This is a genomic window from Flavobacterium artemisiae (assembly GCF_042678225.1).
Classification (GTDB): domain Bacteria; phylum Bacteroidota; class Bacteroidia; order Flavobacteriales; family Flavobacteriaceae; genus Flavobacterium; species Flavobacterium artemisiae.
Genome location: NZ_JBHUDZ010000009.1, coordinates 113548 through 139113, shown reverse-complemented (window position 1 = coordinate 139113; position 25566 = coordinate 113548). Strand labels below are relative to the sequence as shown.

The 25566-nt window shown below is 32.9% G+C and carries 20 protein-coding genes and 1 pseudogene; 9 read left to right on the top strand and 12 right to left on the bottom strand.

Annotation, left to right across the window (positions count from 1 at the left end; genetic code table 11):
- The first annotated feature begins 911 nt into the window (after positions 1-911).
- Complete coding sequence (locus tag ACFSC2_RS09635; protein ID WP_379814200.1) at positions 912-1577, top strand: recombinase family protein; 666 nt, start codon at positions 912-914, stop codon at positions 1575-1577.
- Positions 1578-1678: 101 nt separating this feature from the next.
- Here the strand turns inward: ACFSC2_RS09635 and ACFSC2_RS09630 are convergent, their stop codons facing one another.
- Positions 1679-2056 carry a hypothetical protein gene (locus tag ACFSC2_RS09630; RefSeq protein ID WP_379814201.1) on the bottom strand — a complete coding sequence of 126 codons (378 nt, stop codon included), beginning with the start codon at positions 2054-2056 and terminating at the stop codon, positions 1679-1681.
- Between the two features lie 127 nt (positions 2057-2183).
- Here ACFSC2_RS09630 and ACFSC2_RS09625 point away from each other — a divergent pair, with 127 nt between their 5' ends.
- Together ACFSC2_RS09625 and ACFSC2_RS09620 are read left to right on the top strand one after the other, a co-directional pair.
- Positions 2184-2822, top strand: a complete 639-nt coding sequence (locus tag ACFSC2_RS09625; RefSeq protein ID WP_379814202.1) for a hypothetical protein — start codon at positions 2184-2186, stop codon at positions 2820-2822.
- A 19-nt stretch (positions 2823-2841) separates the two neighbouring features.
- A complete protein-coding gene (locus ACFSC2_RS09620) occupies positions 2842-3603 on the top strand; it encodes a hypothetical protein (protein WP_379814203.1) in 762 nt (253 codons plus the stop codon).
- Positions 3604-3639: 36 nt separating this feature from the next.
- Here the strand turns inward: ACFSC2_RS09620 and ACFSC2_RS09615 are convergent.
- Positions 3640-4083 (bottom strand): annotated as a pseudogene (locus ACFSC2_RS09615) (magnesium chelatase domain-containing protein); the annotation flags it as partial.
- Positions 4084-4296: 213 nt separating this feature from the next.
- A complete protein-coding gene (locus ACFSC2_RS09610; RefSeq protein ID WP_379814204.1) occupies positions 4297-5268 on the bottom strand; it encodes a Gfo/Idh/MocA family protein in 972 nt (323 codons plus the stop codon).
- A 136-nt stretch (positions 5269-5404) separates the two neighbouring features.
- Here ACFSC2_RS09610 and ACFSC2_RS09605 point away from each other — a divergent pair, with 136 nt between their 5' ends.
- From ACFSC2_RS09605 to ACFSC2_RS09595, 3 genes are all read left to right on the top strand, one after another.
- Entirely contained in the window at positions 5405-8404 is a 3000-nt protein-coding gene (locus ACFSC2_RS09605) for an amidohydrolase family protein (protein WP_379814205.1), read from the top strand.
- 20 nt (positions 8405-8424) lie between these two features.
- A complete protein-coding gene (locus ACFSC2_RS09600) occupies positions 8425-9750 on the top strand; it encodes an amidohydrolase family protein (RefSeq protein ID WP_379818625.1) in 1326 nt (441 codons plus the stop codon).
- Positions 9751-10092: 342 nt separating this feature from the next.
- Entirely contained in the window at positions 10093-11409 is a 1317-nt protein-coding gene (locus ACFSC2_RS09595) for an ammonium transporter (RefSeq protein WP_379814207.1), read from the top strand.
- A 180-nt stretch (positions 11410-11589) separates the two neighbouring features.
- On the opposite strand, the gene ACFSC2_RS09590 is transcribed toward ACFSC2_RS09595, so the two are convergent.
- The 3 genes from ACFSC2_RS09590 to ACFSC2_RS09580 all read right to left on the bottom strand — a co-directional run bounded on the left by ACFSC2_RS09590 (position 11590) and on the right by ACFSC2_RS09580 (position 16577).
- On the bottom strand, positions 11590-13692 hold the full coding sequence (locus ACFSC2_RS09590) for a protein-disulfide reductase DsbD family protein (RefSeq protein WP_379814208.1): 2103 nt from the start codon (positions 13690-13692) through the stop codon (positions 11590-11592).
- Positions 13692-15002 (bottom strand): tRNA lysidine(34) synthetase TilS, encoded by a 1311-nt coding sequence (gene tilS, locus ACFSC2_RS09585; protein ID WP_379814209.1) that lies wholly within the window; start codon positions 15000-15002, stop codon positions 13692-13694. Before tilS ends, ACFSC2_RS09590 begins: the two co-directional genes overlap by 1 nt.
- 288 nt (positions 15003-15290) lie before the next feature.
- Entirely contained in the window at positions 15291-16577 is a 1287-nt protein-coding gene (locus ACFSC2_RS09580) for an anthranilate synthase component I family protein (protein ID WP_379814211.1), read from the bottom strand.
- A gap of 202 nt (positions 16578-16779) precedes the next feature.
- On the opposite strand from ACFSC2_RS09580, the gene ACFSC2_RS09575 reads away from it, so the two are divergent.
- Positions 16780-17976, top strand: a complete 1197-nt coding sequence (locus ACFSC2_RS09575) for a vWA domain-containing protein (protein ID WP_379814212.1) — start codon at positions 16780-16782, stop codon at positions 17974-17976.
- Between the two features lie 234 nt (positions 17977-18210).
- Positions 18211-18585, top strand: a complete 375-nt coding sequence (locus tag ACFSC2_RS09570; protein WP_193844579.1) for a DoxX family membrane protein — start codon at positions 18211-18213, stop codon at positions 18583-18585.
- Positions 18586-18647: 62 nt separating this feature from the next.
- Here ACFSC2_RS09570 and ACFSC2_RS09565 read toward each other — a convergent pair whose 3' ends face one another.
- The 5 genes from ACFSC2_RS09565 to ACFSC2_RS09545 all read right to left on the bottom strand — a co-directional run bounded on the left by ACFSC2_RS09565 (position 18648) and on the right by ACFSC2_RS09545 (position 22500).
- On the bottom strand, positions 18648-19190 hold the full coding sequence (locus ACFSC2_RS09565; protein WP_379814213.1) for a lipocalin family protein: 543 nt from the start codon (positions 19188-19190) through the stop codon (positions 18648-18650).
- Positions 19191-19341: 151 nt separating this feature from the next.
- A complete protein-coding gene (lpdA, locus tag ACFSC2_RS09560) occupies positions 19342-20745 on the bottom strand; it encodes a dihydrolipoyl dehydrogenase (RefSeq protein WP_379814214.1) in 1404 nt (467 codons plus the stop codon).
- A gap of 425 nt (positions 20746-21170) precedes the next feature.
- The gene (locus tag ACFSC2_RS09555) at positions 21171-21461 is read right to left on the bottom strand and encodes a type II toxin-antitoxin system RelE/ParE family toxin (protein ID WP_379814215.1); all 291 of its coding nucleotides are present in this window, start codon (positions 21459-21461) and stop codon (positions 21171-21173) included.
- Positions 21451-21696 carry a hypothetical protein gene (locus ACFSC2_RS09550; protein WP_379814216.1) on the bottom strand — a complete coding sequence of 82 codons (246 nt, stop codon included), beginning with the start codon at positions 21694-21696 and terminating at the stop codon, positions 21451-21453. The genes ACFSC2_RS09555 and ACFSC2_RS09550 overlap by 11 nt, the downstream gene beginning before the upstream one ends.
- A 345-nt stretch (positions 21697-22041) precedes the next feature.
- Positions 22042-22500 (bottom strand): Lrp/AsnC family transcriptional regulator, encoded by a 459-nt coding sequence (locus ACFSC2_RS09545; RefSeq protein ID WP_379814217.1) that lies wholly within the window; start codon positions 22498-22500, stop codon positions 22042-22044.
- A gap of 199 nt (positions 22501-22699) precedes the next feature.
- Here ACFSC2_RS09545 and ACFSC2_RS09540 point away from each other — a divergent pair, with 199 nt between their 5' ends.
- The gene (locus tag ACFSC2_RS09540; protein WP_379814218.1) at positions 22700-23929 is read left to right on the top strand and encodes an aminotransferase class I/II-fold pyridoxal phosphate-dependent enzyme; all 1230 of its coding nucleotides are present in this window, start codon (positions 22700-22702) and stop codon (positions 23927-23929) included.
- 301 nt (positions 23930-24230) lie between these two features.
- Here ACFSC2_RS09540 and ACFSC2_RS09535 read toward each other — a convergent pair whose 3' ends face one another.
- The gene (locus tag ACFSC2_RS09535) at positions 24231-25328 is read right to left on the bottom strand and encodes a DUF695 domain-containing protein (protein WP_379814219.1); all 1098 of its coding nucleotides are present in this window, start codon (positions 25326-25328) and stop codon (positions 24231-24233) included.
- Positions 25329-25566: the final 238 nt, after the last annotated feature.

The window sequence follows — 25566 nt, the reverse complement described above, 5'->3', positions numbered from 1 at the left end:
CAACATTTTTTAGTAGCGCAAACTGCGCATAAAGCCAAGGTTGAAAAACGTCTGAATCCCTTGCTATTGTTGGTGTTGTTGCGTAATAGTAATAAGTAACATATATGATAGAAGAGAGATAGAGAGAAATAATTTCCCGCTCGAAACCTTTAGAACAATAGCGCAGACTGCGCATAACACACTCTGATGCAATATGCTCTTAAGCCTTGATATCACAGGTGTTATGCTCATAAAATACTATAAGATGTTAAGTAACATATATGATAGAGAGATAAAGAAAGAAAATAGTTAAACCTTATTGGCTGTTTAATGTACCTTAAGCACCAAATCCTGTTCCAATAGAATTGTAAATGCTCCTGCTTGCGCTATACTAGTAAAAATGAGAAAACCCACCTCAATTGATTAATTCACAACAATGAAGACTCCGCCTGCCCTGTGAAAACTGGCAATGCAGAGCCAAGTTACCTCCTTCAGGTATCGGGAAGTGTACGTTTACCCACCCGTAGCGACAGATATGTCCGTTTACTGCGCTGGCAAAATCGACAGAAAAATTTCTGGAAAAAAAATCGAGATTTAATTTATTAGACCATATTTATAGTGAAAAGAGAATATGAAAATAGTAATAAGCTTATCCCAACTAAAACAGATACTTAAGACCCAAGCTGTCAGATATCCGCTTTCATTCAAAGCAGGAAATTTCACAGAGCAAGAACTTGAAGAATTTACAATATTGATACAATCCAGAGAACGAGGCTAACAACCTCGTTTTTTTGTGGTCTGAAACGACCCAAAAATCCGTGAGCCCAGGAAATCCAGGATTTTTCTAGGATAGTTTAAAAAAAACCTGGACTATTGCAGTGTAATAATTCATAAACGGTCGTTTAAGGTTTATTACACTAAAAATTGAAGTTATGAAAAAATTTGTGTCTTATTACCGTGTTAGCCGAAAAGAGCAAAGTCTAAGTGGATTAGGATTATCTGCTCAGAAAAGTTCAGTGGTAAAATATGTTGAATCGCAAAATGGTATCATCATACAAGAATTTACCGAGATTGAAACTGGAACTAATAAAAGGGAACGTATTGAAATTCATAAAGCAATTCAGTTGGCAAAAAATGAAGATGCGGTCCTAGTTATTGCGAAACTAGACAGATTAGCAAGAAACGTAAGTTTCGTAAGTTCATTAATGGATGCAGGCATTGATTTTTTGGCTGTAGACATGCCGTCAGCTAATAATTTCACTATTCATATTTTTAGCGCTCTAGCGGAACAAGAGGCTAAGTTAATAAGTTCACGAACTAGAGTTGCACTTGCCGAACTTAAGAAAAAAGGAACAATTTTAGGAAACCCAAATAACCTGAATGATAATGCCAGAGCTAAAGGAATAGCTAAAATAAAAGAAAACGCAATTAGTAATGATAGAAACAGGCAGGCGCAATCCGTTATTTTAAGCTGTAGAGAAAAAGGTATGAGCTATAGAAAAATAGCTCAGTACCTCAACAAATTAAATTTTAAGACCAGACATGGTAATCAATTTTTCCCTACGTCGGTCCTTCAACTATATAATAGAATACCGTAACTTAAATTACGGATTAACCATCGCCTAATTGTAAATAATTTTCCAGTGGATTAAAATTAAGATATTTTAATTGCAATACTTATCATCTATTACCCAAAATGTTATTTTTCTATTACAATTAAACCACTTAACATTTTAATTTTTTCAAAATAACTATCCCAATCTTTTTTTGATTGATTTTTTCTGCTTGGCACACTACCATCATCATAAAGAAAAACTCTGTAAATTTTTCCTTCTGAATCATAATTTACCATATTAACAGAACCCGCAATTTCTAATAATTTTTTTTCAGTTAGTTTACTGTACTTAGTATAAATTGGTTTATCTGTTCCACTCTCAGTAATACCCGTAGTATCAATAATATTTGTTTCATTCCATCCTAGAGGCATATATTCTCGATTGAAAGCACTCCACTCGTTATTTGAATTTCTATGAATGCCGTAAGGTAAATTAATTCTAAAAAAATCTGATAAAGCCATAATTGCTAGTTTTTAAAGTTCGCCCCAATGTAAGATATTTTTTAAGAATATTTTACCCATAGACACCATTAATAACACTATTTTTCAACAAAATAATATATATTTGAATCAATATTTAAGTAAAAAAATGGATACATATACTATCGCTAAAATTATTTTCGGATTTATTGGTACAATTTCGGTTTCTGGAACAGTATTATGGTTTTTTACAAATAAAGCATCCGAAATATTAGCAAAACGATATGAGCAAAAAGTCAGTCATAATTTTGAAAAGAAACTTGAAGCTTACAAAATTGAACTAGATGTATTAAAGGCAACTACTTTGAAATATAATGACAAACAATTTGAGTTATATATTGACCTGTGGAAAAGATTACAGGAATTAAAATTCGCCTGTAATGATTTATGGCAAGAAGCGTCAAAGTTTAACTTAAATAAGTTTGCAATGGCACTTTCCAGTACACATCAACAAATTGAAATCAGTTCCATTTTAATTGAAGACATTCACTATTCTGAATTAATATCAATTATTACTACATTTCAAGAATATGATTCAGGAAAAGGTAGACTTATAAAAGCTTATAAAAGCATCAATAATAACAGAAGAAATACAATATTAAGTAATCATCTAGAACGAGACATAAATGATTCACAAATCAATGATATGATTGAATATAATAGAGTTAGAAAAGATAGATGTATTGCAATTATTGAAGAAATGAAATCCAGTATAAAAGAATTAATAAAAGGAAAAAAAGAAATATAAATAATAAATTAAATTAGAAATGACTTTAGTATATATTTTTCTTACAGTAATTACAATATTTGTAATTATGTCTTTTGTTAGCCTAATAAAAATTAAAAAGCAAAACAATCAAAATAATACAAACGGTATTAGTGATGACAGATATTACGAATTAAAATATAAATTACAATATGTATCATCGGTTGGTGTAATAGTTATTGCGGTGGCGGGATTTTTTGGTTTAGATAAATATGAGAATTTTGTTGCTCAATTTAAAGGAAAGACCGACTCGCTCGATTTAAAACTTAAAGAATATGACAAAAAATTATCTTTATTGGATTCTAGCATTTTAATGTACGACTCAAAAATCAGTTCATACGACAAATCTTTGGCAAAATTAGATTTAGGTAAGGTTAAATTCTCTAAAGCAATGATTGCATCAAACAAAGGACTTTTACAATTAAAAGATACAATTGATGTAATTAAAAAAAGAAATATTTTAGACAAGAGTTTTTATGTTATAAATAATTTACAAGTTAATAATCCCATTCTTCCCGATAATGGCAAACTCATATCAAGATATTATTTTAAAGATTTGTATACTATAATTGGTGATAAATTACCCGAATTTGAAAAACCCCCTGTTATATTTGTAGTTCCTCAATCGCTTTCGAATGTTGTAATTGTGTCATTAACTAAAGAATACGCTGAATTTTCTTCCTACAATTATGCTGGCAATAATGGTAATGAAGAACCGAAAACTTTTGTTTTTGGTCTTCTTATTGCGAGAAAATTAAAATAATTAAAATCAGCTAGTTCTTTTTACTTCAGACAAATAAAGAAATGCAAAATCTTTTACATTTTGTATCGGAAGAAAAAATCCTTTGTAACCTTCTTCTTTTGCTTTGATTGCTATCGGAAGCGCACCGCGAATAGGCTGTAAACTTCCGTCTAAAGAAAGTTCACCCATTATAATATACTGCTCAATTTCTGGTGCTTTAATTTGATCAGAACCTACTAAAATTCCCATTGTAAGGGTTAAATCATACGAAGAACCTTCTTTTCTGAGGTCGGCTGGCGCCATATTAATCGTAATTCTTTTTCCAGGAAGATTATAACCGTTATTTTTAAGTGCGGCAGCGATTCTAAAACTGCTTTCTTTTATTGCACTGTCAGGAAGGCCAACTAAATGATAACCAATTCCTTTATCCATATGAACTTCTACTGTAATTGTTGTGGCTTCGACTCCAAAAACAGCACTTCCGTAAACTTTTGTAAGCATAAATAAATTCTTATAAAAGCGGTAAAAGTATTTAATTAAATACAAGTAAAAAATATTATTTGTAAATATTTTACTACTTTATACTTTAGGTCTATTTATAAGCTATTTTCTTTATCCAACCATTTTCCATCATCTAAATCCTTTTCATATTCAGATGTTCCTTCAAACCCATATTCTTCAAGTTTTTTTAAATACGGACTGTAACTTAAATATTTAAAATGGTAATCTAATCTGTGTTTTAACCTCCTCCACGATTCTACTCAAATCCAAACAATTTTGGTGCGACCAAAGTTTACTTTCAATTTGATTGTTTCGAATACAATTTTGGCATTCCATAATTTCATAGGAATATCCTTTTCCGAGGACAGGAAATGAGAATGTAGCTTCTTCTCCATTTTTAATTAATGAATATCCATCTGGAACATACCACGGAGAATTAATTTCTATCCTTCCATTTGTACCGCTTATAGAAGCTTTTAAATCTGAATCTGAAACTATAGAAGCGTGCAAAACAGCTTGAGCAGACTCATATTGTAAAATCATAGACGTTTGCAAATCTATATCATTTTTGTGTTTAATTGCTTTTGCAATAATCTCTTTTGGATTTCCGAGCAAAACATAAGACAAAAACAAAGGATAAACACCGATGTCAAAAAGTGCCCCGCCGCCCATTTCTTTATCAAAAAGACGTTTGTTTTCAGTTTCACTTCCGTAAAAGGCAAAATCAGCTTTTATGTAGTTTGGATCTCCAATTTTTTTCGTATTCACTTTTTGGATGATATCCTGAATACTTGGAATAAAACGTGTCCAAAAGGCTTCCATAAAAAACTTATTATGCTTTTTAGAAGCTTCAACCATTTTTACCGCATCAGAAAAAGATAAAGCCATTGGTTTTTCGCATAACACATGTTTACCGCTTTCTAAGGCTTTGATGGTTAATTCGGCGTGTGAATTATGCGGCGTTGCAATGTAAACAATGTCAATAGTTTCGTCATTAAACAATTCTTCATAGGAACCATAACTTTTCTGCGAATTGTATTGTAATGCAAAATCATCAGCCTTCTTTTTTTCTCTTGATGCACACGCAGTTAAAACCGCATCTTCTATTAAGAGTAAATCGGATGCAAACTGAGCAGCGATATTTCCTAATCCGATGATTCCCCATTGCACTTTTTTATTTTCCATTCTTAAAATTGTTTTCAGACTTTTATTTAAAGTGTGTTTTTTATACTTCTTTAAAATTAAAGATAAAACATTTCAAAAAAACAAAAGGGTTATAACATATATTTCATATTTTTAGCAGCAAAATTGTAAATACTATATGAAAAAAGCCCTACTACTACTCTTTTTGAGTGTTTTTTTAACAAAAACCTACGCTCAAGATTATTTCCCTGTTAATGAAAGTGTGCATAATCAAAACAAAAATTTTACTGTTTTAACCAATGCTACTATTTATGTTACTCCGACTCAAAAAATTGAAAAAGGATCTTTACTGATACAAGACGGTAAAGTAATCGCTGTCGGAACAAATGTTACTATTCCTAAAAACAGCATCACCATTGATCTGTCTGGAAAGACTGTTTATCCATCATTTATTGATATCTACACTAATTTTGGTATCGAAAAACCAAAAAGTAATCTGCCTCCTGGCCGTAACCGAAATCAGACTTATGACACTAAAAAAACTGGTTATTACTGGAATGAAAGTGTGAGACCTGAAGTTAACGGTTACGAAGCTTTTAAATACGACCAGCCAAAAGCTGACGAATTATTGAAAGCCGGTTTTGGAGTTGTTGGAAGCCACGTTACTGATGGAATTGCGCAGGGAACTGGTATTTTGGTGGCGCTTAATAATACAGATAACAAAAATCAAGTTATTGCTAATAAGATTACTAACCATTTTGCTTTTACCAAAAGTGCTTTGACGAATCAGGCGTATCCAAGTTCTTTAATGGGTATGATGGCGTTACTTCGTCAGATGTATTTAGACTTAGACTGGTACAAAAAAGGAAATTCTGAAACTAAAGATTTATCATTAGAAGCTTTGGCAGCGAATGAAAAACTGGTTCAGATTTTTGCTTCAGAAGATAAATTAAATAGTTTAAGAGCGTCTAAAATCGCTAAAGAATTCAATTTAAATTACATCTTAAAAGGAAGCGGAAACGAATTTGAGAGAATTGAAGAAATCAAAAATACGAATGCAAAATTTATCATTCCGATCAATTTCCCAGAGGCTTACGATGTTTCAAATCCATATTTATCAAATCAAATCGAATTGACAGATATGCGTTTCTGGAATCAGGCGCCGACCAATTTAAAAGTACTTTCTGATAACGGAATCGTATTTGCACTTACGACTGACAAATTAAAAAAGATTGAAGATTTTAAACCTAATTTATTAAAAGCAATAAAGTATGGTTTTGATAAAACAAAAGCTTTAGAAGCTTTAACTACTGTTCCTGCCGCTCTTTTAGGAAAAAGCAATGAAATTGGAACTTTAAAAACTGGAAGTTATGCTAACTTTATTATTACTTCTGGAGAAATTTTTGACGAGAAAACGGTTTTATACGAAAACTGGGTTCAAGGATCTAAATTTGTTGTAAATGATCTTAACGCAAAAGATATTCGCGGTAATTACGATTTAACGATCGGAAAAGATACTTACAAATGGAAAATCGACGGAACTGCTGATGCTCAAAAATCGGAAATCACTACAACAGATTCTAAAAAAGTAAAAAGTACTTTCTCTATTGCTAAAAACTGGATAACTCTCGTTATTAAACCTGCTGATACGATCAAATCAAGCTTTACACGCTTAACGGGATTAATCGAAAATCAATCTAACTTGTCTGGTAAAGCAACTTTATCAAACGGAGATGAATTGGTTTGGAATGCAGTTAAAACAAGTCCGTTTACAGCTGTAAAAGATTCTACAAAAGCAGAAAAACCAAATGCAGTAATGCCGATAACATATCCTAACGTCGCTTTTGGAGATACAAAAAAACAAACGGCTCAAACTTTATTATTCAAAAATGCTACTGTTTGGACGAATGAAAAAGAAGGTATTCTGACTGAAACTGATGTTTTAATCAAAAACGGAAAAATTGCTGCTGTTGGTAAAAATCTTTCTGATGCTGCTGCAACAGTTATTGATGCTAAAGGAAAACACATTACAAGTGGTATTATTGACGAACACTCGCATATTGCCATTTCAAAAGGTGTTAACGAAAGCGGACACAACTCAACAGCCGAAGTAACAATTCAGGATGTTGTAAACTCTGAGGATATTAATATATATAGAGATTTAGCAGGTGGAGTAACCATTTCTCAATTATTACACGGATCTGCAAACCCAATTGGCGGTCGTTCTGCTATCGTAAAATGGAAATGGGGTTCTTCTGCAGATGAAATGCTTTATAAAAACCAGCCGAAGTTTATCAAATTTGCTTTAGGTGAAAACGTAAAACAAGCAAATTGGGGAATTGATAACCCGACTCGTTTCCCTCAAACTAGAATGGGTGTTGAACAGGTTTTTACAGATTATTTCCAATTAGCGAAAGAATATGACGAAAACTGGAAAAAATTCAATTCTGGAAATAAAAAAGGAAAAGCACCAAGAGTGGATCTAGAATTACAAACACTTGCTGAAATTTTAAATAAAGAGCGTTTTATTACTTGTCACTCTTATGTAGAGTCTGAAATTTTAATGTTGATGAATGTGGCTGAAAAATTCAATTTCAGAGTAAATACATTTACACATATTTTAGAAGGTTATAAAGTAGCTGATAAAATGAAACAACACGGTGTTGGAGCTTCAACATTCTCAGATTGGTGGGCTTATAAATTTGAAGTAAACGATGCAATTCCCTTCAACGGACCAATTATGCATAATGAAGGATTGGTTGTAGCTTATAACTCTGATGATGCTGAAATGTCTAGACGTTTGAATCAAGAAGCTGCAAAAGCTGTTAAATACGGAAATGTTTCTGAAGAAGATGCTTGGAAATTTGTAACATTGAATCCTGCTAAATTATTACACATTGATGATAAAGTAGGAAGTTTAAAAGTAGGTAAAGATGCCGATGTCGTTTTATGGAGCGAAAACCCGTTGTCTATTTATGCTAAAGCTGAAAAAACGATTATCGAAGGAGTTGTTTATTTTGATCTTGAAAAAGATGCTCAAAAACAATTGGCTATTACAAAAGAAAGAAATGAATTGATTGGACAAATGCTGCAAGAAAAAAACAAAGGAAACAGTACGCAGCAGCCAACAAGAAAAGAGAAAAAAGAATACCACTGTGACACTTTGGAGCAATGGTAAGAGCTTTTAGAAAATTTGTAATGATTAATAGAGAAAAGATGACACACAAAAATATATTCAAACTGGCATTATTGTTTTGCACTTCTGTACAATTGAGCGCACAGCAAATACCAGCACCAAAACAATCAAAATCGGTTTTAATTTTGAATGCCGTTGCGCACTTAGGAAACGGAACTGTAATTCAGAACAGCGCAATCGGATTTAAAGACGGAAAACTAACCTTAGTGGCAGATGCTTCGACAATCAGACTGGCAGAGAATGCTTATGATACAACGATTGACGCAACTGGAAAACACGTTTATCCAGGTTTTATTGCTCCAAATGCTACATTGGGATTAGTTGAAATTGATGCCGTGAAATCTTCTAATGACGAGGAAGAAATCGGAAGTTTTAATCCGAATGTGAGAAGTATTATTGCTTATAATTCAGAATCCAAAGTTGTAGAAACTGTTCGTCCAAACGGCGTTTTGATGGCTCAGATTACACCAAGAGGAGGCAGAATTTCTGGAACTTCTTCTGTGGTACAATTAGATGCTTGGAGCTGGAACGATGCAATTTTAAAAGAAAATGACGGAATTCACCTTAACTTCCCGTCTAGCTTTAAAAAATCTGGAAACTGGTTTGAGCCTGGAATTATAGAACCAAACAAGGATTATCCAAAACAAGCAGAAGAAGTAAATGCCTTTTTACTTAATGCTAAAGCTTACAACCAAGCTGCGGCAAAAGAAAGAAATATCATTTTAGAAGCGGCAAAAGGTTTGTTTGACGGAACTCAAATTCTTTACATCCACGCTGATGAAGAAAAACAAATTGTAGACGCTATTCAAATGGCAGTTAATAACGGAATCACTAAAATTGTTATCGTTGGCGGTTTCGAAGCTTACAAAGCTAGTGATGTATTACAAAAACACAACGTTGGTGTTTTATTAAGACGTGTTCACGATATGCCGACAAGTGCCGATCAAGACGTGAATTTACCCTACAAAATGGCTAAAATTCTTGTAGATAAAGGTATTCTTGTAGGTCTAGAAAACAGCGGCGATCACGAGCGTATGAGTGTTAGAAACCTGCCTTTCTTAGCTGGAACTTGTGCTGCATTTGGCCTTGACAAAGAAAAAGCTGTACAATTAATTACTTCAAACACAGCAAAATTATTGGGTATTGATGCAACTTGCGGTACTTTGGAAACAGGTAAAGATGCTACTTTATTTATTTCTGAAGGCGATGCTTTAGACATGAGAACTAATAAATTGACAACTGCCTTTATTCAGGGACGAAATATTAACTTAGAAACTTTTCAAGTTAAATTGAATAATAAATTCAAAGCTAAATTCAACCAGAAATAATTTTAAAATTTCTTGCTATAAAAATGGCATCAGGCGAATTCTTCGTTTGATGCCATTTTCTTTTATAAAACAATAATTTTTAGAAAATAGTCGAAGATAAAGCAATAATTACCCTAAATGCCATCATAATTATTCAGTTTTAAAGCGTAAAATCAATAAAAAAATCAAAACAGAGGTGTTTGAGATTACCAAATTGTAAATTTTAAGTTCATTTTAACAAATAGAATCAAAACATAGGGGGTTAAAATGAAAAATTAACAAAAATTAATGAGTATACCCTATTTTTTATTGGGGTGTCGATTGATTTTATACTTTTATAAAAAATTTTAAAACTAAATAACTATGCGAAAAATTATTTTAAGTGTGATTCTTATCACAATTTTGGTACTATCCTTTATATCGAATTTTATCATTTCGGATAACCCAATTCCAGCCGAAGCTGTAAAGTTTGATACCGGAGATACAGCTTGGATGATCGTTGCAACTGCATTTGTATTGTTGATGACGCCAGGTTTAGGATTTTTCTACGGAGGTATGGTAGGTAAGAAAAACGTAATTAGTACAATGCTTCAAAGTTTTATGGCAATGGTAATTGTTACTATTCTTTGGACTGTTGTAGCTTTTGGATTGGCTTTTGGACCAACTATTGGAGGAATTATCGGAAATCCATCTTATAATTTATTCTTTGAAGGAGTTGGAACTAATACAGCATGGAGCCTTGCACCAACAATTCCATTCATATTATTCGCATTATTTCAAGCAAAATTCGCCATCATTACTCCTGCTTTAATTACAGGTGCTTTTGCAGAACGTATCCGTTTCTGGGCTTATTTACTGTTCATGGTTTTATTCATATTATTAATATATACTCCACTTGCTCACATGACATGGCATCCTGACGGAATCTTCTTCAAAATGGGAGTTCTTGACTTTGCTGGAGGAACTGTAGTACACATGAGTGCTGGATGGGCAGCTTTAGCTGGTGCAATGTTCTTAGGAAAAAGAAAAGTTCAAAAAGCGAATCCTGCTAGAATTACTTATGTATTATTAGGAACAGGTTTGCTTTGGTTCGGATGGTTTGGTTTTAACGCTGGATCTGCTTTAGGAGCAAATGGTCTTGCTGCTCAAGCTTTAGGAACAACTACTGTTGCTGCTGCAGCTGCTGCAATGGCTTGGGTTTTCCTTGATAAGATTTTAGGACACAAATTATCTGCTCTTGGAGCTTGTATCGGTGCAGTTGTTGGTTTAGTTGCTATTACTCCTGCTGCTGGTTTCGTAAGCATTCCTCACGCAATCTTTATTGGTTTATTCTCTGCAATTGTGAGTAACATTGTAGTAAGCAAATTCCCTAAAGGAAAAATCGATGATGCTCTAGATGTATTTGCTTGTCACGGTGTTGGTGGTATGGTAGGTATGTTGTTAACTGGAGTTTTTGCTTCTAAAGCAATTAACCCAGCTGTTGGAGACAATCAAGGTTTAATCTTCGGAACTCCAACATTGTTCATCAACCAGCTAACTGCTCTTGTTGTAGTTTCAATCTTTGCTTTCGTTGCTTCTTACGCTTTATTCTTCATTGTAAATAAAATTACTCCTCTAAGAGTTACAGAAGAAAAAGAAGAATTAGGATTAGATATCTCTCAACACGGAGAATTCTTATAAGAAATTAATTTTCACTTTCGTTACTTGATAAAAAAAGCACTCTAGGTCTTACTTAGAGTGCTTTTTTGTTATTGTAGATTTTTTGATTGTAGATTTTAGAATTTAGAGTAAGGTATATTGGTTTAATATTCTATTTCTAATTTTCTAATTTTCTAATTTTCTAATTTTCTAATTTTCTAATTACTTAAAATTACCAATCCCTTCTTTCAACCAGTGTAAATATTCTTCTGTACTTACATAGCTTATTGTTGGTTTAGAGCTATTTAAATTATTCTCTTCCAAATCTGTAATTACATACAAAGGCTGTGTATTGGTTTTATATTTAGAAATCATAAAATCTGTCCATTTGTCGCCTGTTGTAATGATTTTATCTCCTGCTTTGGTTACAAATTGTTCTTCTTTTGGTAATTCACGTTTATCATCAACATAAAGTGAAATCAATACCACATCATTTTTTAGAATTGGCAGAACTTTTGGATCAGACCAAACATTATTTTCCATTTTTCTACAGTTTACGCATGCGTAACCAGTGAAATCAAGCATAATTGGCTTTTTAATTTCTTTTGCGTAAGCTACACCATCTTCATAATCATGAAAAACCATAATTCCGTGCGGGCCTAATTCTGCACCTTCCGGCAATCCTTTAATCGTTTCTTCTGAAACAGCTGCGTGTCCAGAACCTCCAACACCAAATGGACTTTCGCTATAAGTAGGCGGTGGCGGGAATGCACTGATTAATTTTAAAGGCGCACCCCAAAGTCCAGGAATCAAATAAAACGTGAATACTAAAGTAAGAAGTCCCAAATACAATCTTCCAACAGAAATATGCTGCATAGGACTATCGTGAGGCAAAGTAATTTTTCCGAATAAATACAAAGTCAACGCAGCGAAAATAGCGATCCAAATAGCAATAAATACTTCTCTTTCTAAGAAATGCAATTGTAAAACTAAATCGGCGTTTGATAAAAATTTGAATGCTAAAGCCAATTCTAAAAATCCTAAAACCACTTTTACAGTATTTAACCATCCGCCAGATTTTGGCAATGAATTTAAATAACCTGGAAACATTGCAAAAAACATAAACGGCAATGCTAATGCAGAAGAAAATCCTAACATTCCGACCACTGGAGCAATACCTCCATTTGAAGCAGCATCAACTAATAAAGTTCCGACAATTGGTCCTGTACAAGAGAAAGATACAATTGCTAAAGCTAAAGCCATGAATAAAATTCCAATTATACCGCCTTTATCAGCTTGTTGATCGGCTTTGTTTGCCCAAGAATTTGGAAGCATAATTTCAAAAGCTCCTAAAAATGACGTAGCAAAAATGATTAGGATGACGAAGAAAATCAAGTTAAACCAAACATCTGTAGATAAAGCATTTAAAGCATCTGCACCAAATATTTTAGTTACAATAAGACCTAAAATTACATAAATCGCAATAATTGAAAGTCCGTAGATAATAGCATTTCTTATTCCTTTTGCTCTGCTTTTACTTTGTTTAGTAAAGAAACTTACAGTCATCGGGATCATTGGGAACACACAAGGCGTTAATAATGCAGCAAATCCTGATAAAAAGGCAATAAAAAATATAGACGATAAACTTCTAGATGATGCCGGTTTTTCTGATTCTTCAACAACTTTCGCAGTAGTATTATCTACCGCTTTTACATCTTCAATTTTTGCAGCTACTGGTGTTTTTGTTACAGTATCAACTGCCAGACCAACTCTTTTAGTTTCGTCTTGTTTTACTTCTGAAACTGTCGGAATTGCAGCAGCGTTAAAATTTCCTGGAATTGCAATCGAGAATTTTTTATTCGAATTAATGCAGACTTCTTTACAAACCTGATAATCCAATTCAGCATCAACAGTTTTTAAATTCGGATTTATAATTGTGATTTCTTGCTCGATACGCGCTTTTCCTTCAAAGAAAATTTCGTCAACACCAAAAACATCATTAAACGCTTTTTTGGTTTTGCTCTCTTTAGCTTTTCCAACTAATTCATAATTCCCTTTTTGATTTTTAAAAGAAACCTCAAGTGCCAATGGCCCTCCATCTGGTGTAAATTGTGAGTAGACATGCCAGTCTTTGTCAATTGTTCCTTCAAAAATTATAACAGCGTTATTACCCGATTTCTTTTCAATTTTAGAAGTCCATTTTACAGGTTCTACCATTTGCGCGTTTACCTGTGTAAAAGCAGCAAAGAAAAACAACAAAAGTAAAATGGTTTTAGTCCAAACATTTTTCGACAAAATTGTCTGATGGTTTTGCGTAAAGTTCATTATTGCAGTTCTATTTTAAGTATTTTGTTTGTAGTATTTTTTATTTTAAAACGTTCGTCTTGCCTAATTCCAACAACCCATACAATCAGATTATCAGAACACAAAAGCCAGGTTTTTTCTTTTTCGATCAACGATAATTTTTCATCTTTAAAAAGCTTGCTTACTTTTTTGGACTTTCCATTCATCCCAAATGGATAAAAAACATCGCCTTCATTCCATTTACGTAATGTCAGCGGAAACTGGATTTTTTCAGCGTCCACAAAGATAGCTTTATTTGAACCTAAACTTATGTGACCAACGTTACAAAGCTTTAATTTTAAGGGAAAATTAACTTCTGTATCGCCTTCATTTATTTGAACTTCCTGCTCTTCTTCAATTTCCGAAAGCGGACTTAAAATTAAGGTTTCTCTATTCTTTAGTAATCGAAATTCTTCCGAAAATACTTGTTTGCCTGATTGTCCATTTATGAGATCATAAATGTCATTCCATGCCGAAAAACCAAATTCCTTCAGCCATTCATACAAATAAGATTTATAATTAGGAAGTTTTTTAAGCTGTAGTAAATCAAAATGAATATCCTCTCCCATTTCTTTGGCAACCCGCTGATAAATCATGATCGAGGCATCTTCAACCATTTCTTTTGATTCTTGAAGATACGATTGCGTTTTCTGAAAAGCATGCAAAAAATTCGGATTGATTTCTTTTAAAATAGGAACTAAATCATGGCGTATCTTATTTCGCAGATATTTATTTGATGCATTACTGCTGTCTTCTCTCCATTCAATAGCATTTTCCTGAGCATAATTCGAAATTTCTTCTCTCGAAAATGGCAGCAACGGACGAATTACTTTATCATTTTGTTCTGGAATTCCAGTTAAGCCTTCTAAACCAGTTCCGCGGGTAAGATTTATGATAAAAGTTTCCAGATTATCGTCTGCATGATGCGCCGTCAAGATATAATCGAAATGTTGTTCTTCTAATTGTTCGTAAAACCAACTGTAACGAAGTTCGCGCGCCGCAACCTGCGTTGATAACTTATAATCTTCTGCAAATGCTTTGGTATCAAAATGAGTCGTAATAATGGGAATATTATTTTGATCGCAATAGTTTTGAATGAACTCCTGATCACCAAAACTTTCTAAACCGCGAAGCTGAAAATTGCAGTGCAAAACGGCAATTTCATACGGCAATTGTTTCATTAAATGTAACAAAACCATACTATCAAGTCCACCGCTAACTGCTAGAAAAAGTTTTTTTTCTGCCAGGAAGGGAAATCTGGAAATGATATGATTTTGGAATTTTGAAACCATTTGATAAAAGTAAAAAATTAAATTCGATCTATTTTTAAATGAAATGTTAAGCATGGTCTTTTTTTTCAGCCATGAATTACACAAATTTCACTAATTTTTTTCATGCAGGTTGAGCAATTTTTACCACAATTAGCGCTAATTATTTTTTATGCAGATGGTGCATATTTTTTGCCACAGATTAAAAAATTCACGCAGATTTTAATCCTTTTAATCCTTTAATCTGTGGCTATATATTTTTTCACCATGATCTATAAAAATGATTAGCACTAATTTGTGGCTAACTTTTTATTATTGCAAAACTTCATGCATTGCCTTAGCTTTTAGCAGACATTCTTCGTATTCTTTTTCTGGAATTGATTGCGCTGTAATGGCACTTCCAACCGAAAAAGAAACATATTTATTTTCTTGATTGTATAAAATACTTCTAATTACGACATTAAAATCAAAATCTCCATCTGGTGCAAAATAGCCTACCGCACCGCTGTACAAACCTCTTTTTGTTTCTTCCAGATTTTCAATAATATTCATTACCGAAATTTTTGGCGCTCCAGTCATACTTCCCATCGGAAATGTTGTTTTTAGAACATCTATCGCAGTATATTGCGGATCTATTTTCGAAGTGACTGTCGAGATCATTTGATGCACCTGCAGAAACGAATAAATACCGCAAAGCTCTGAGACTTCTACAGAACCTTTTTGCGCCGTATGCGATAAATCGTTACGAACTAAATCGGTTATCATAATATTTTCTGCGCGTTCTTTTGCATCATTTTCAAGATAATGTTTCGATTTTTCGTCTTCTTCTGGATCTAAAAAACGTTTTGAAGTTCCTTTGATAGGCTGTGAAATAATCGTATCTCCAACTTTCTTTAAATAACGTTCTGGCGAAGCAGAAAGAAGATATTGTTTATTATTTTTAAAGAAAACAGAGAAAGGCGCTTGTGAAATTTCGTCTAATTTTTGAAATTTTTCTAACGGATTTATAACCGCATTTTCAGCGTAAAATTCCATACAAAAATTGGCTTCGTACATATCACCTATATGAATATGTTCCAGCATTTTTTGCACTTTCTGTACGTATAACTCTTTCGAAATTCGCTGCTTGATTTCTATTTTATTTACAGATTCAAAAACATCGATTTGCTCTTTTTCAATTTCTTCAAAATCCAATTCAAGTTCATCATCACAAAAACGTAAATATTGAATTTCAAGCTGATTTCCTTTCAATAAAAAAAGTTTTTTAGGTTGAAAGAAAAACAAATCAGGAAAATGTAATCCGTCAAAATTATTAGATTGCAGCTCTTCAATATCATTCTTTAAATCATAAGAAAGATAGCCAAAAAGCCAGTCTTTGGTATTTTGCTGGTATTGTTTTAAATCTTCAAAAGCATTGTAATAATCCGTTTTTAAAGACGTAAAAGCATCTACAGCCAGCACAAAATCAAAAGTAGAATATTGCTGCGGATAGGAATTACTGTCTAAAAAAGTGACTTCCCGAAACTGCTGCGCCCAACTTAAAAGCTGCAGCTTGAATTGTTTTGGATCTGTAATATTTTTATGAATGGAAACTCTCAAAAAAGGGTAATTTTTAGATTTCAAAATTACGACAAAAAAAATCCTTCGATTAAATAATCTCTAAAAATTATTGGCACACTTTTTAGTATAGCAAAAAGTATGCTTTGCATTTTTTAATTTTTACCTGCAGGAAAACTTAAAAGAACAATAAGCAAATTGCTATAACCAATTAAATATTATTAATCAATCTAAAAAGACATCTATGAAAACAAATGCCAAATTATTTTTGATGAGCTTGTTGCTTATTGTAACCTTTATTTCCTGCAAAAAAGCAGATTCGACTTCGTCAGCAGACGTAAAATTAGAATCTGTAAGTATTGAAGATCGCGCTGATGTGACGACCGACTCTTCTGAAAATGATTCTCAAAAACAAATCGAGGCTGGACAAATTACTGCCGGCGAATGGAATGATTTAAACAATTGGGATTTTTGGGAATCTCTAAACGGAAATTCTGAATTTTCTCAAATGAGCAGCTATTGGAACTATAATTTTGAAAACAGAATTTCTGTAAACGTACAATCTAATTCTGAAAATGTAATTGATATTCCTGTCGCGTTATTAAACTCTCAAAACGAAGTTGTCTGGAATTCAAGAACTAACAATAAAGGAAATGCAGAATTATGGCCTTCGTTAGAAAATAAAAATCAGTCGAATAAACAAAACCTGAAAATTAAAATTGGTGATCAAATATTCGAAAATATTGAAACTTATAAAAAAGGAACAATCAACAAACTTGTTTTGCAGAATGCCTACAAACAAAAAACAGAGCAAAATATCGACATTGCGTTTATGGTAGACGCTACAGGTTCTATGGGCGACGAAATTGATTATCTAAAAGAAGAATTAACCGATGTAATCTCTCAAGTAAAAAATAAAAACCAAAATTTAAAAATAAATATGGGAGCTGTTTTTTACAGAGACAAAGGAGACCAATATGTAACAAAAGTATCTCCATTTTCTTCAAATAGCAGTGATACAGTTTCTTTCATTAAAGAACAATCTGCTGACGGAGGCGGCGATTTTCCTGAAGCTGTAGAAACCGCTTTGGATGAATCTATAAATAATCTGCAATGGTCTGAAAATGCGACATCAAGAATTCTTTTTCTTGTTCTAGACGCGCCACCTCATTATAATGATCAAATTATTACCCAAATTCATAATTTAATCCAGACAGCTAGTAAAAAAGGAATTAAAATTATCCCAATTACGGCCAGCGGTATTGACAAAGAAACGGAATTTTTGATGCGTTATATGGCAATCGCGACCAACGGAACCTACATTTTTATAACCAATGACAGCGGTATCGGAAATGACCATCTTATAGCTTCTGTAGGGAATTACCAAGTTGAATATTTAAATAAATTAATGGAAAGACTCATCAATGAGAGCTTAAAATAAATTTATAATACTGAAAAAGGAATATATAAAACTGTTAAAATAACAATCATTTTATAAGAAAAAATTCGTTATATTTGACATACCATTAAATTAATCCCAAAATAGAATTAGTTTGTTTGTAAAATCCGCAGTAAAGCAAGTTCAAAAAACCGACTTTATTACTGCTTTTGAATTCGACAATATTTTTTCCAATAATATAATTATATTTTTTAACCTTAAAAAATCCTAAGTATTATGAAAATCGCCACTATTATTGTCCGTGTTCTAATTGGTCTTTTGCTTCTTTTTGCATCGATCAGTTATTTTTTCCATCTAATGCCAGAGCCAGAAACTACAGGAAATTTTAAAGCATTTAATGTAGGGTTAATGGCCTCGACTTATTTAATGCCTCTTGCAAAATCAATTGAATTGCTTTGTGGAATCGCTTTTATAACAGGACGCTATGTAACATTGGCCAATATTTTAATCCTGCCAATTACGGTTAATATTTTATTTATTAACTATTTCCTTGCGCCAGAGGGACTGCCTATCGCGATTTTACTTTTTGCAGCCAATTTATTTTTGATTTATAGATATTGGAATAACTATAAAAGTATTTTTACTCCTTGATTTTTAAACATTAATTTAAAATAAAAAACCCGACAGCTTTAAAACTGTCGGGTTTCTATTTTTTAATTTGCCTTATCGTGTTTTACCCAAACCAAGTCGGTTACATTGTACCCAATTTCTTGGGCTTTGATAAGAAAATCTGCTTTTACACTTTCTGGAATAGTTTTTTCTCGCGAAAGAATCCACATGTATTTGAGACTTTCTCCCGCAACCAGCGCGTATTTATAATCCTGATCGATGGCTACAACATTGTAACCCGAATAAAAAGGACCAAAAAATGAGACTTTCAGCATACCAATATTGTCCTTTTTGACATATCTAGCTTTCCCGACACTTTGTTCCCACTTGTCTTTTTTGACATTATAGCCCTTATTATCTACTTTTATTGTTTTATCTTCATTCAAAGAATACTCGGCAGTAACGTTGTCCAAATCTCTCTCCCATTTGTAATCCAATCTAGCGATTTCATACCATTTACCGAGATATTTTGTGCCATCAAAATTAGTAACGGCTTGTGCTTTTTCCGGAATTCCGCCACCGCAAGAGTATAATGCGAGACCAATTCCTGCTCCAATCAGAATTGGAACCACATATTTAGTTTTCATAACACTATCTTTTTAATTATCATAAAGATAGCTCCTTAAACACACATCTAATTTACAAAATTATTTTGAATTATTACATTTTGTAAGCGTAAATTAAACGCATAAAAAAACCGTCAAATGACTTTGACGGTTTTTAAGTATTCACCGTTTATTATACGTGTAAAGCCCTGTTTTCTGTAGCCGCCAAAGCTGCTTCTTTTACCGCTTCCGCGAAAGTTGGGTGTGCGTGGCTCATTCTTGAAATGTCTTCAGCCGAAGCTTTGAATTCCATTGCAGTAACCGCTTCAGCAATTAAATCAGCTGTACGAGCACCAATCATGTGAACTCCTAAAACCTCATCTGTTTTTTCATCAGCAAGGATTTTTACAAATCCGTCTAAATCAGCACTTGCTCTTGCACGTCCTAACGCTTTGAATGGGAAACTTCCTGATTTGTAAGCAACTCCAGCTGCTTTCAATTGCTCTTCAGTTTGTCCAACTGCAGCAACTTCTGGCCAAGTGTAAACTACACCTGGAATTAAATTGTAATCGATATGCGGTTTTTGACCTGCTAAAATTTCAGCAACCATTACTCCTTCTTCTTCCGCTTTGTGTGCTAACATTGCTCCACGAACAACATCACCAATAGCGTAGATATTTGGAACACTAGTTTGCAAATGATCGTTTACTTCAACTTGTCCTCTATCTGAAATTTTTACTCCAGCTTTATCAGCGTTTAATCCGTCTGTGTAAGGACGACGACCAACAGAAACTAATGAGTAATCTCCTTCAAGAGTGATTGTTTCTCCTTTTGCATTTTCAGCCTGAACTGTAACAGCATCACCGTTTCTTTCAACTGATTTTACTTTGTGAGAAACGTAGAATTTCATTCCTTGTTTTTTCAACACTTTAGTCAATTCTTTAGAAAGAGAACCGTCCATTCCTGGAATGATTCTGTCCATGAATTCAACAACAGAAACCTGTGCTCCTAAACGAAGGTAAACTTGTCCAAGCTCGATTCCGATAACTCCTCCACCAATAATAACTAAGTGTTTTGGAACTTCTTTTAAAGCTAAAGCTTCAGTAGAAGTAATGATTCTTTCTTTATCAATTTTGATGAATGGTAAAGAAGATGGTTTTGATCCTGTAGCAATTACAGTATATTTTGCTTCGACAGTTTCTGAAGTTCCGTCAGCTTTTGCAACAGCAATGTGAGTTGCATCTACGAAAGATCCTAAACCATTAAAAACAGTAATTTTATTTTTATCCATTAAGTAGTTGATTCCACCAACGGTTTGATCTACAACGGCTTGTTTACGCGCGATCATTTTCTCTAAATTGATTTTTACATCACCAGAAACTTCGATTCCGTGATCTGCAAAATGAGCAATTTCTGCATAATGATGAGAAGATGATAATAATGCTTTTGAAGGAATACAACCTACGTTAAGGCAAGTTCCGCCTAATGAATTATATTTTTCTACAATAGCAGTTTTGAAACCTAATTGTGCGCAACGAATTGCTGATACATATCCGCCAGGACCTGAACCTATAATGACTACGTCAAATGAACTCATAGTTTGTTAATTTTAATTTAGCGGTTACAAAATTAAGCAATAAAGTTCTGTTTGAAGTTTAATTTTCAATGTTTTTTGTGTGAAATTTTGGGTGTTGTTTTTACCGCAAAGAGCTCTAAGATTTACGCAAAGGTTCGCTAAGTTTTATTATATAGGATCGAAATTTGCACGCAAAGTCGCTAACACGCAAAATATTTTGAATTGCCTCCAGCTTTAGCTGGAGCTACTTTTATTGAAATACAAAAAAGGCTTTAGTCAAAACTCTCAAAGTTTGGCTAAAGCCTTTTTCATAGGAATTATTTTTATATCCAGCTAAAGCTGGATGCAATTCAACTTTACAAAATTCAGAAAAGAAACTTTGCGCCTTTACGAGATAAAAAACTAAGCATCTCAAAACCTTAGCATCTTAGTATCTTTAAAAAAAATCATGGCTTCTTTTCAGGATTTCTTGAAGTGTGAAATACAGAATAAATAATTATTTCTGTTCCGATGATCTCATAAATGATAACAAAGGGAAATTTAACCAAAGTCATTTCTCGATAACTTGGTTTCTTTTTTATTACGTATAATTCTGGATTTGTTTTTAAAACTTTGAGATAGGATTTCAAATACGTTAGAAATTGCTTCCCTAAACCTTTACTTCTACTTTCGTAAAATTCGATAGATTCATCAATTTCTTTTTCTGCTAATGGTAAAATTTTGATTTTAAAAACCATACTTTGCATTCAATCGCTGCTCAGCTTCTTCCCACGAACTTGCCTCTACTTTTCCAGACAAATATTTTTCTCTTTCTTCAGCAACTACATTGTAATGGGCATCAGGAATAATGGAATCTTTTTCATCTTGTTTAATCGCATCAAAAACGCTTTCCAAAATTTCCAATTTCGAATCATCGTCAATAAATTTTCCAAAATCATTTATAAGCTTACGTCTTAATTCCTTCGTTTCCATTTTTATTTATTTAAATTCAAATTTAAGATTTTTAATAATGAAATGTGTTAAGAGTTTTGAATTTTTAGTCTCGCAATCCCGATAACTATCGGTAGTGAAGTCGCAAAGTATTTTGAATTGCCTCCAGCTTTAGCTGGAGGTATAATATTGCTATATAAAAGAGGCTTTAGCCAAAGTTTACCTTTTTGGCTAAAGCCTTTTCTATGTCAAATCTCAATTCCCCCAGCTAAAGCTGGAGGCAATTCAATTATTATACACACTAAACTTTGCATGTTTGCTCCTGATAGTTATCGGGATTGCGAGATTAAAAAACTTAGAACCTGAGCATCTCATAACCTTAGAATCTTAAAAAGAAATCACCGTAGAATTCTTCACTTCACTAATCATAAACATACTTTGTGTACTTCCGATATGCTGAAGCGAAGTAAGTTTGGTTACCAAAAATTCTCTGTACGCTTCCATGTCTTTTACAAGGACTTTTAGAATATAATCGTAATCGCCGCTTACGTGATGGCATTCTAAAACTTCATTGAGTTTGATGACTTCGCTTTCGAATTTTGTTAAGAATTCTTTTGTATGCTGAATGAGTTTTAAATGGCAAAACACCACAAAACCTTTATCAATTTTGGATTTATCTACTAGAGCAACGTAGTTTTTGATTATTCCTTCTCGCTCCAGTTTTTTGATTCGTTCGTAAACTGCTGTCACAGATAAATTGAGTTTTAAAGACAATTCTTTATTGGTCTTTTTACTATCGGTTTGGAGTAAAACTATGAGCTTTTTATCGATTTCGTCAAGAATCATATTTATTTTTTTAAGTTGAAAGAAAATCTACAGAATTAGATTTTTCATCTCAAATTTAGATTAAAAATCAATATAAATAAATATTTATAGTTTTAAAATCTATAAAAACATGTAATTATTGACATTTTTTCTAATAAAACTTTTCTTTGAGTAGATTTTCTTTTGAACGACTTGAAACAAAACAAAAAAACTAACTATTATGAAAGACTTTAATCCAGCAGATAAAATTCAGGATTTGCAATATTTTGGTGAATTTGGCGGTGTGAATCCGTCGATTTCTGATTCTTCGACTTATACTTTTTTATCGGCAAAAACGATGTTCGATACTTTTGAAGGCAATATGGAAGGCTGTTATTTGTATTCGCGTCATTCTTCGCCAAGTAATTTGTATCTGGATGAGGCTTTGGCTGCGATGGAAGGAACAGAAACAGCAAATGTTTCGGCTTCGGGAATGGGAGCTATTACGCCTACTCTACTCCAATTGTGCGGTGCGGGCGATCATATTGTTTCAAGCCGAACGATTTATGGAGGAACTTATGCTTTCCTAAAAAACTTCACACCTCGTTTTGGAATTGAAACCTCATTTGTAGACATTACAAAGCTAGATATTGTAGAAAAAGCGATTACTTCTAAAACGAAAGTTTTGTATTGCGAAACAGTAAGTAATCCTCTTTTGGAAGTTGCTGATATTTCGGGATTGGCTAAAATTGCTAAAAAACACAACTTAAAATTAGTTGTAGATAATACTTTTTCACCACTTTCTGTTTCTCCTGCAAAATTGGGTGCTGACATCGTAATTCATTCTTTGACCAAATATATTAACGGAAGCAGTGATACCGTTGGCGGCGTAACTTGTGCTTCTAAAGAATTTATTAATTCATTGAAAAACGTAAATTCTGGTGCGAGTATGCTGTTAGGCCCAACGATGGACAGTCTTCGTTCTGCAAGTGTGATGAAGAACCTGCGAACGCTTCATATCCGAATTAAACAACACAGTCACAATGCACATTTTCTAGCTGATCAATTTGAAAAAGACGGTTTAAAAACGGTTTATCCTGGATTGAAAAGTCACCCAAGTCATGAATTGTACAAAACAATGATTAATCCGGAATATGGTTTTGGAGGAATGATGACAATTGATGTTGGAACTTTAGCGAAAGCGAATGAATTAATGGAATTAATGCAGGAAAGAAATCTTGGTTATCTGGCAGTGAGTTTAGGATTTTATAAAACGCTTTTCAGTGCGCCGGGAACTTCTACTTCAAGCGAAATTCCGTTAGAAGAACAAGCAGAAATGGGATTGACAGACGGTTTAATTCGTTTTTCTATTGGTTTGGATAATGATATTCAACGCACTTACGAAATGATGAAGGCTTGTATGGTTGAACTTGGAGTTTTTGAAAAAGATTCTAAGGTTCTGAGTTACTAAGTTACTAAGTTACTAAGCTTCTGAGTTTCTAAGATTTTAAGTTTTGTTTCACGCAGATTTTAAAAGATTTAAGCTGATGTGCGCAGATTTTAAAAACAAAAATCGAATTAAATCTGCTAAAATCTGCAGAATCTGCGTGAAACAAAATATAGACAAAGCTCGTAAAGATAAAAGCCGTAAAAATATCTCTCGCAGATTTAGCAGATCAAGGAGATTTTTTTTAAAATATTTAATAAATCTGCCAAATCTGCGGGAGAAAAAATAAAAAGCCGTTCTGATATTATTTTCAGAACGGCTTACTTTAATTTTGTTCAAAATTTCTAAACGACTGCCAGTATTTGTCTTTATAAATTTCGTAGCTTATTTCAAATGTGCTCTTGTATTTTTCCATCAATTGATCTGCTACTTTGGTCGGTTTTCTGAAGTCTTTACAGGCAAAAAAGATTTCTCTTTTATTTGCTGAAGTTTGTCTTCCAATGTTTAAATAACCTTCTAGATCTTTAAGTTCTAATGTTATTTCGTCCTCAATTGCATTTAACAGCTGATATGTTTCATCGTCTGGCATTCCATTATTGTTATTGTTTCCATCAAATGGAATTGTAGTAATAAAAACCCACGGATGCGAAGCTTTTTTATCCCATTTTAAAAGATCACTATTCATGATAGCAATCACAATTCCTCCATCTTTTTTAGAGGCTTCAAAACTTGAATAATTATCATTCTCCGTATTATGTCTTGTTCCTTCGTATTTTTCTACAAATTCTTTTTCTCTCCAAATTAGATAATCTTTCAATTTCTCAATCGGAATTAATTCTTCGGTAACATCATTTGGACCAACAATTTTCATGTTATCAATCAAAGTAACCGAATGCAGTTCGCCCAAATAATTATCCAACAAGATATATACGCCATTCGCTATAATTGCTCTCTTTTCTTCTACGAAATTATCATACACAACAGTTAAGTCAATTTCGTCAGGATAACCATCATGAAGGTTTGGATAAAACTTTAAATTATCTTTATTAAACTTAAAACCCTCGTAATCAATTCCAATATTTTGAATGTCAGATGCAGGTTTTAATGACGTAAATTTCCAACCTTCAATTTTCGGAGATGCATTTACCAACTCTTCTATGGCATAAATATTTCTGATTACTCCGTCTGGTGTCAAGATCAACTCAACTGTGTTATCATCAAGCATTCCAGTTAAAAAATAAATTCCGTCGTGGACTTCGTCAAGTTTAGGAGCAAGTTTTCCAAAAAAATCTTGATGAATATTTTGTCTGTTTTTTACGATTTTAAAAAAATCTTTTTCATGTTTTAAAAACCAGTTCCAGAAATCATTATTAGATTGTATTGGCGCGTCTTTCTTGCCCAGTATTTTATCGAGAAATCCCATTTATTTAAAATTAAATTTTGACTTTTATTAAAAACAAACTTAAGAAAAAGCGCTATCAAAACATAAGAATATTTCTATAAAAAAATACCTTTTTTTAAATAGCCTGAGAAAAAAGAACTTAGCTGGGAAAATTTTATTTCACGCAGATTTTAAAAGATTTATACAGATCATGCAGATCAATTAAAAAGTAATCTGCATGATCTGCGGAATCTGCATGAAATAAAAATGGGCAAAGATC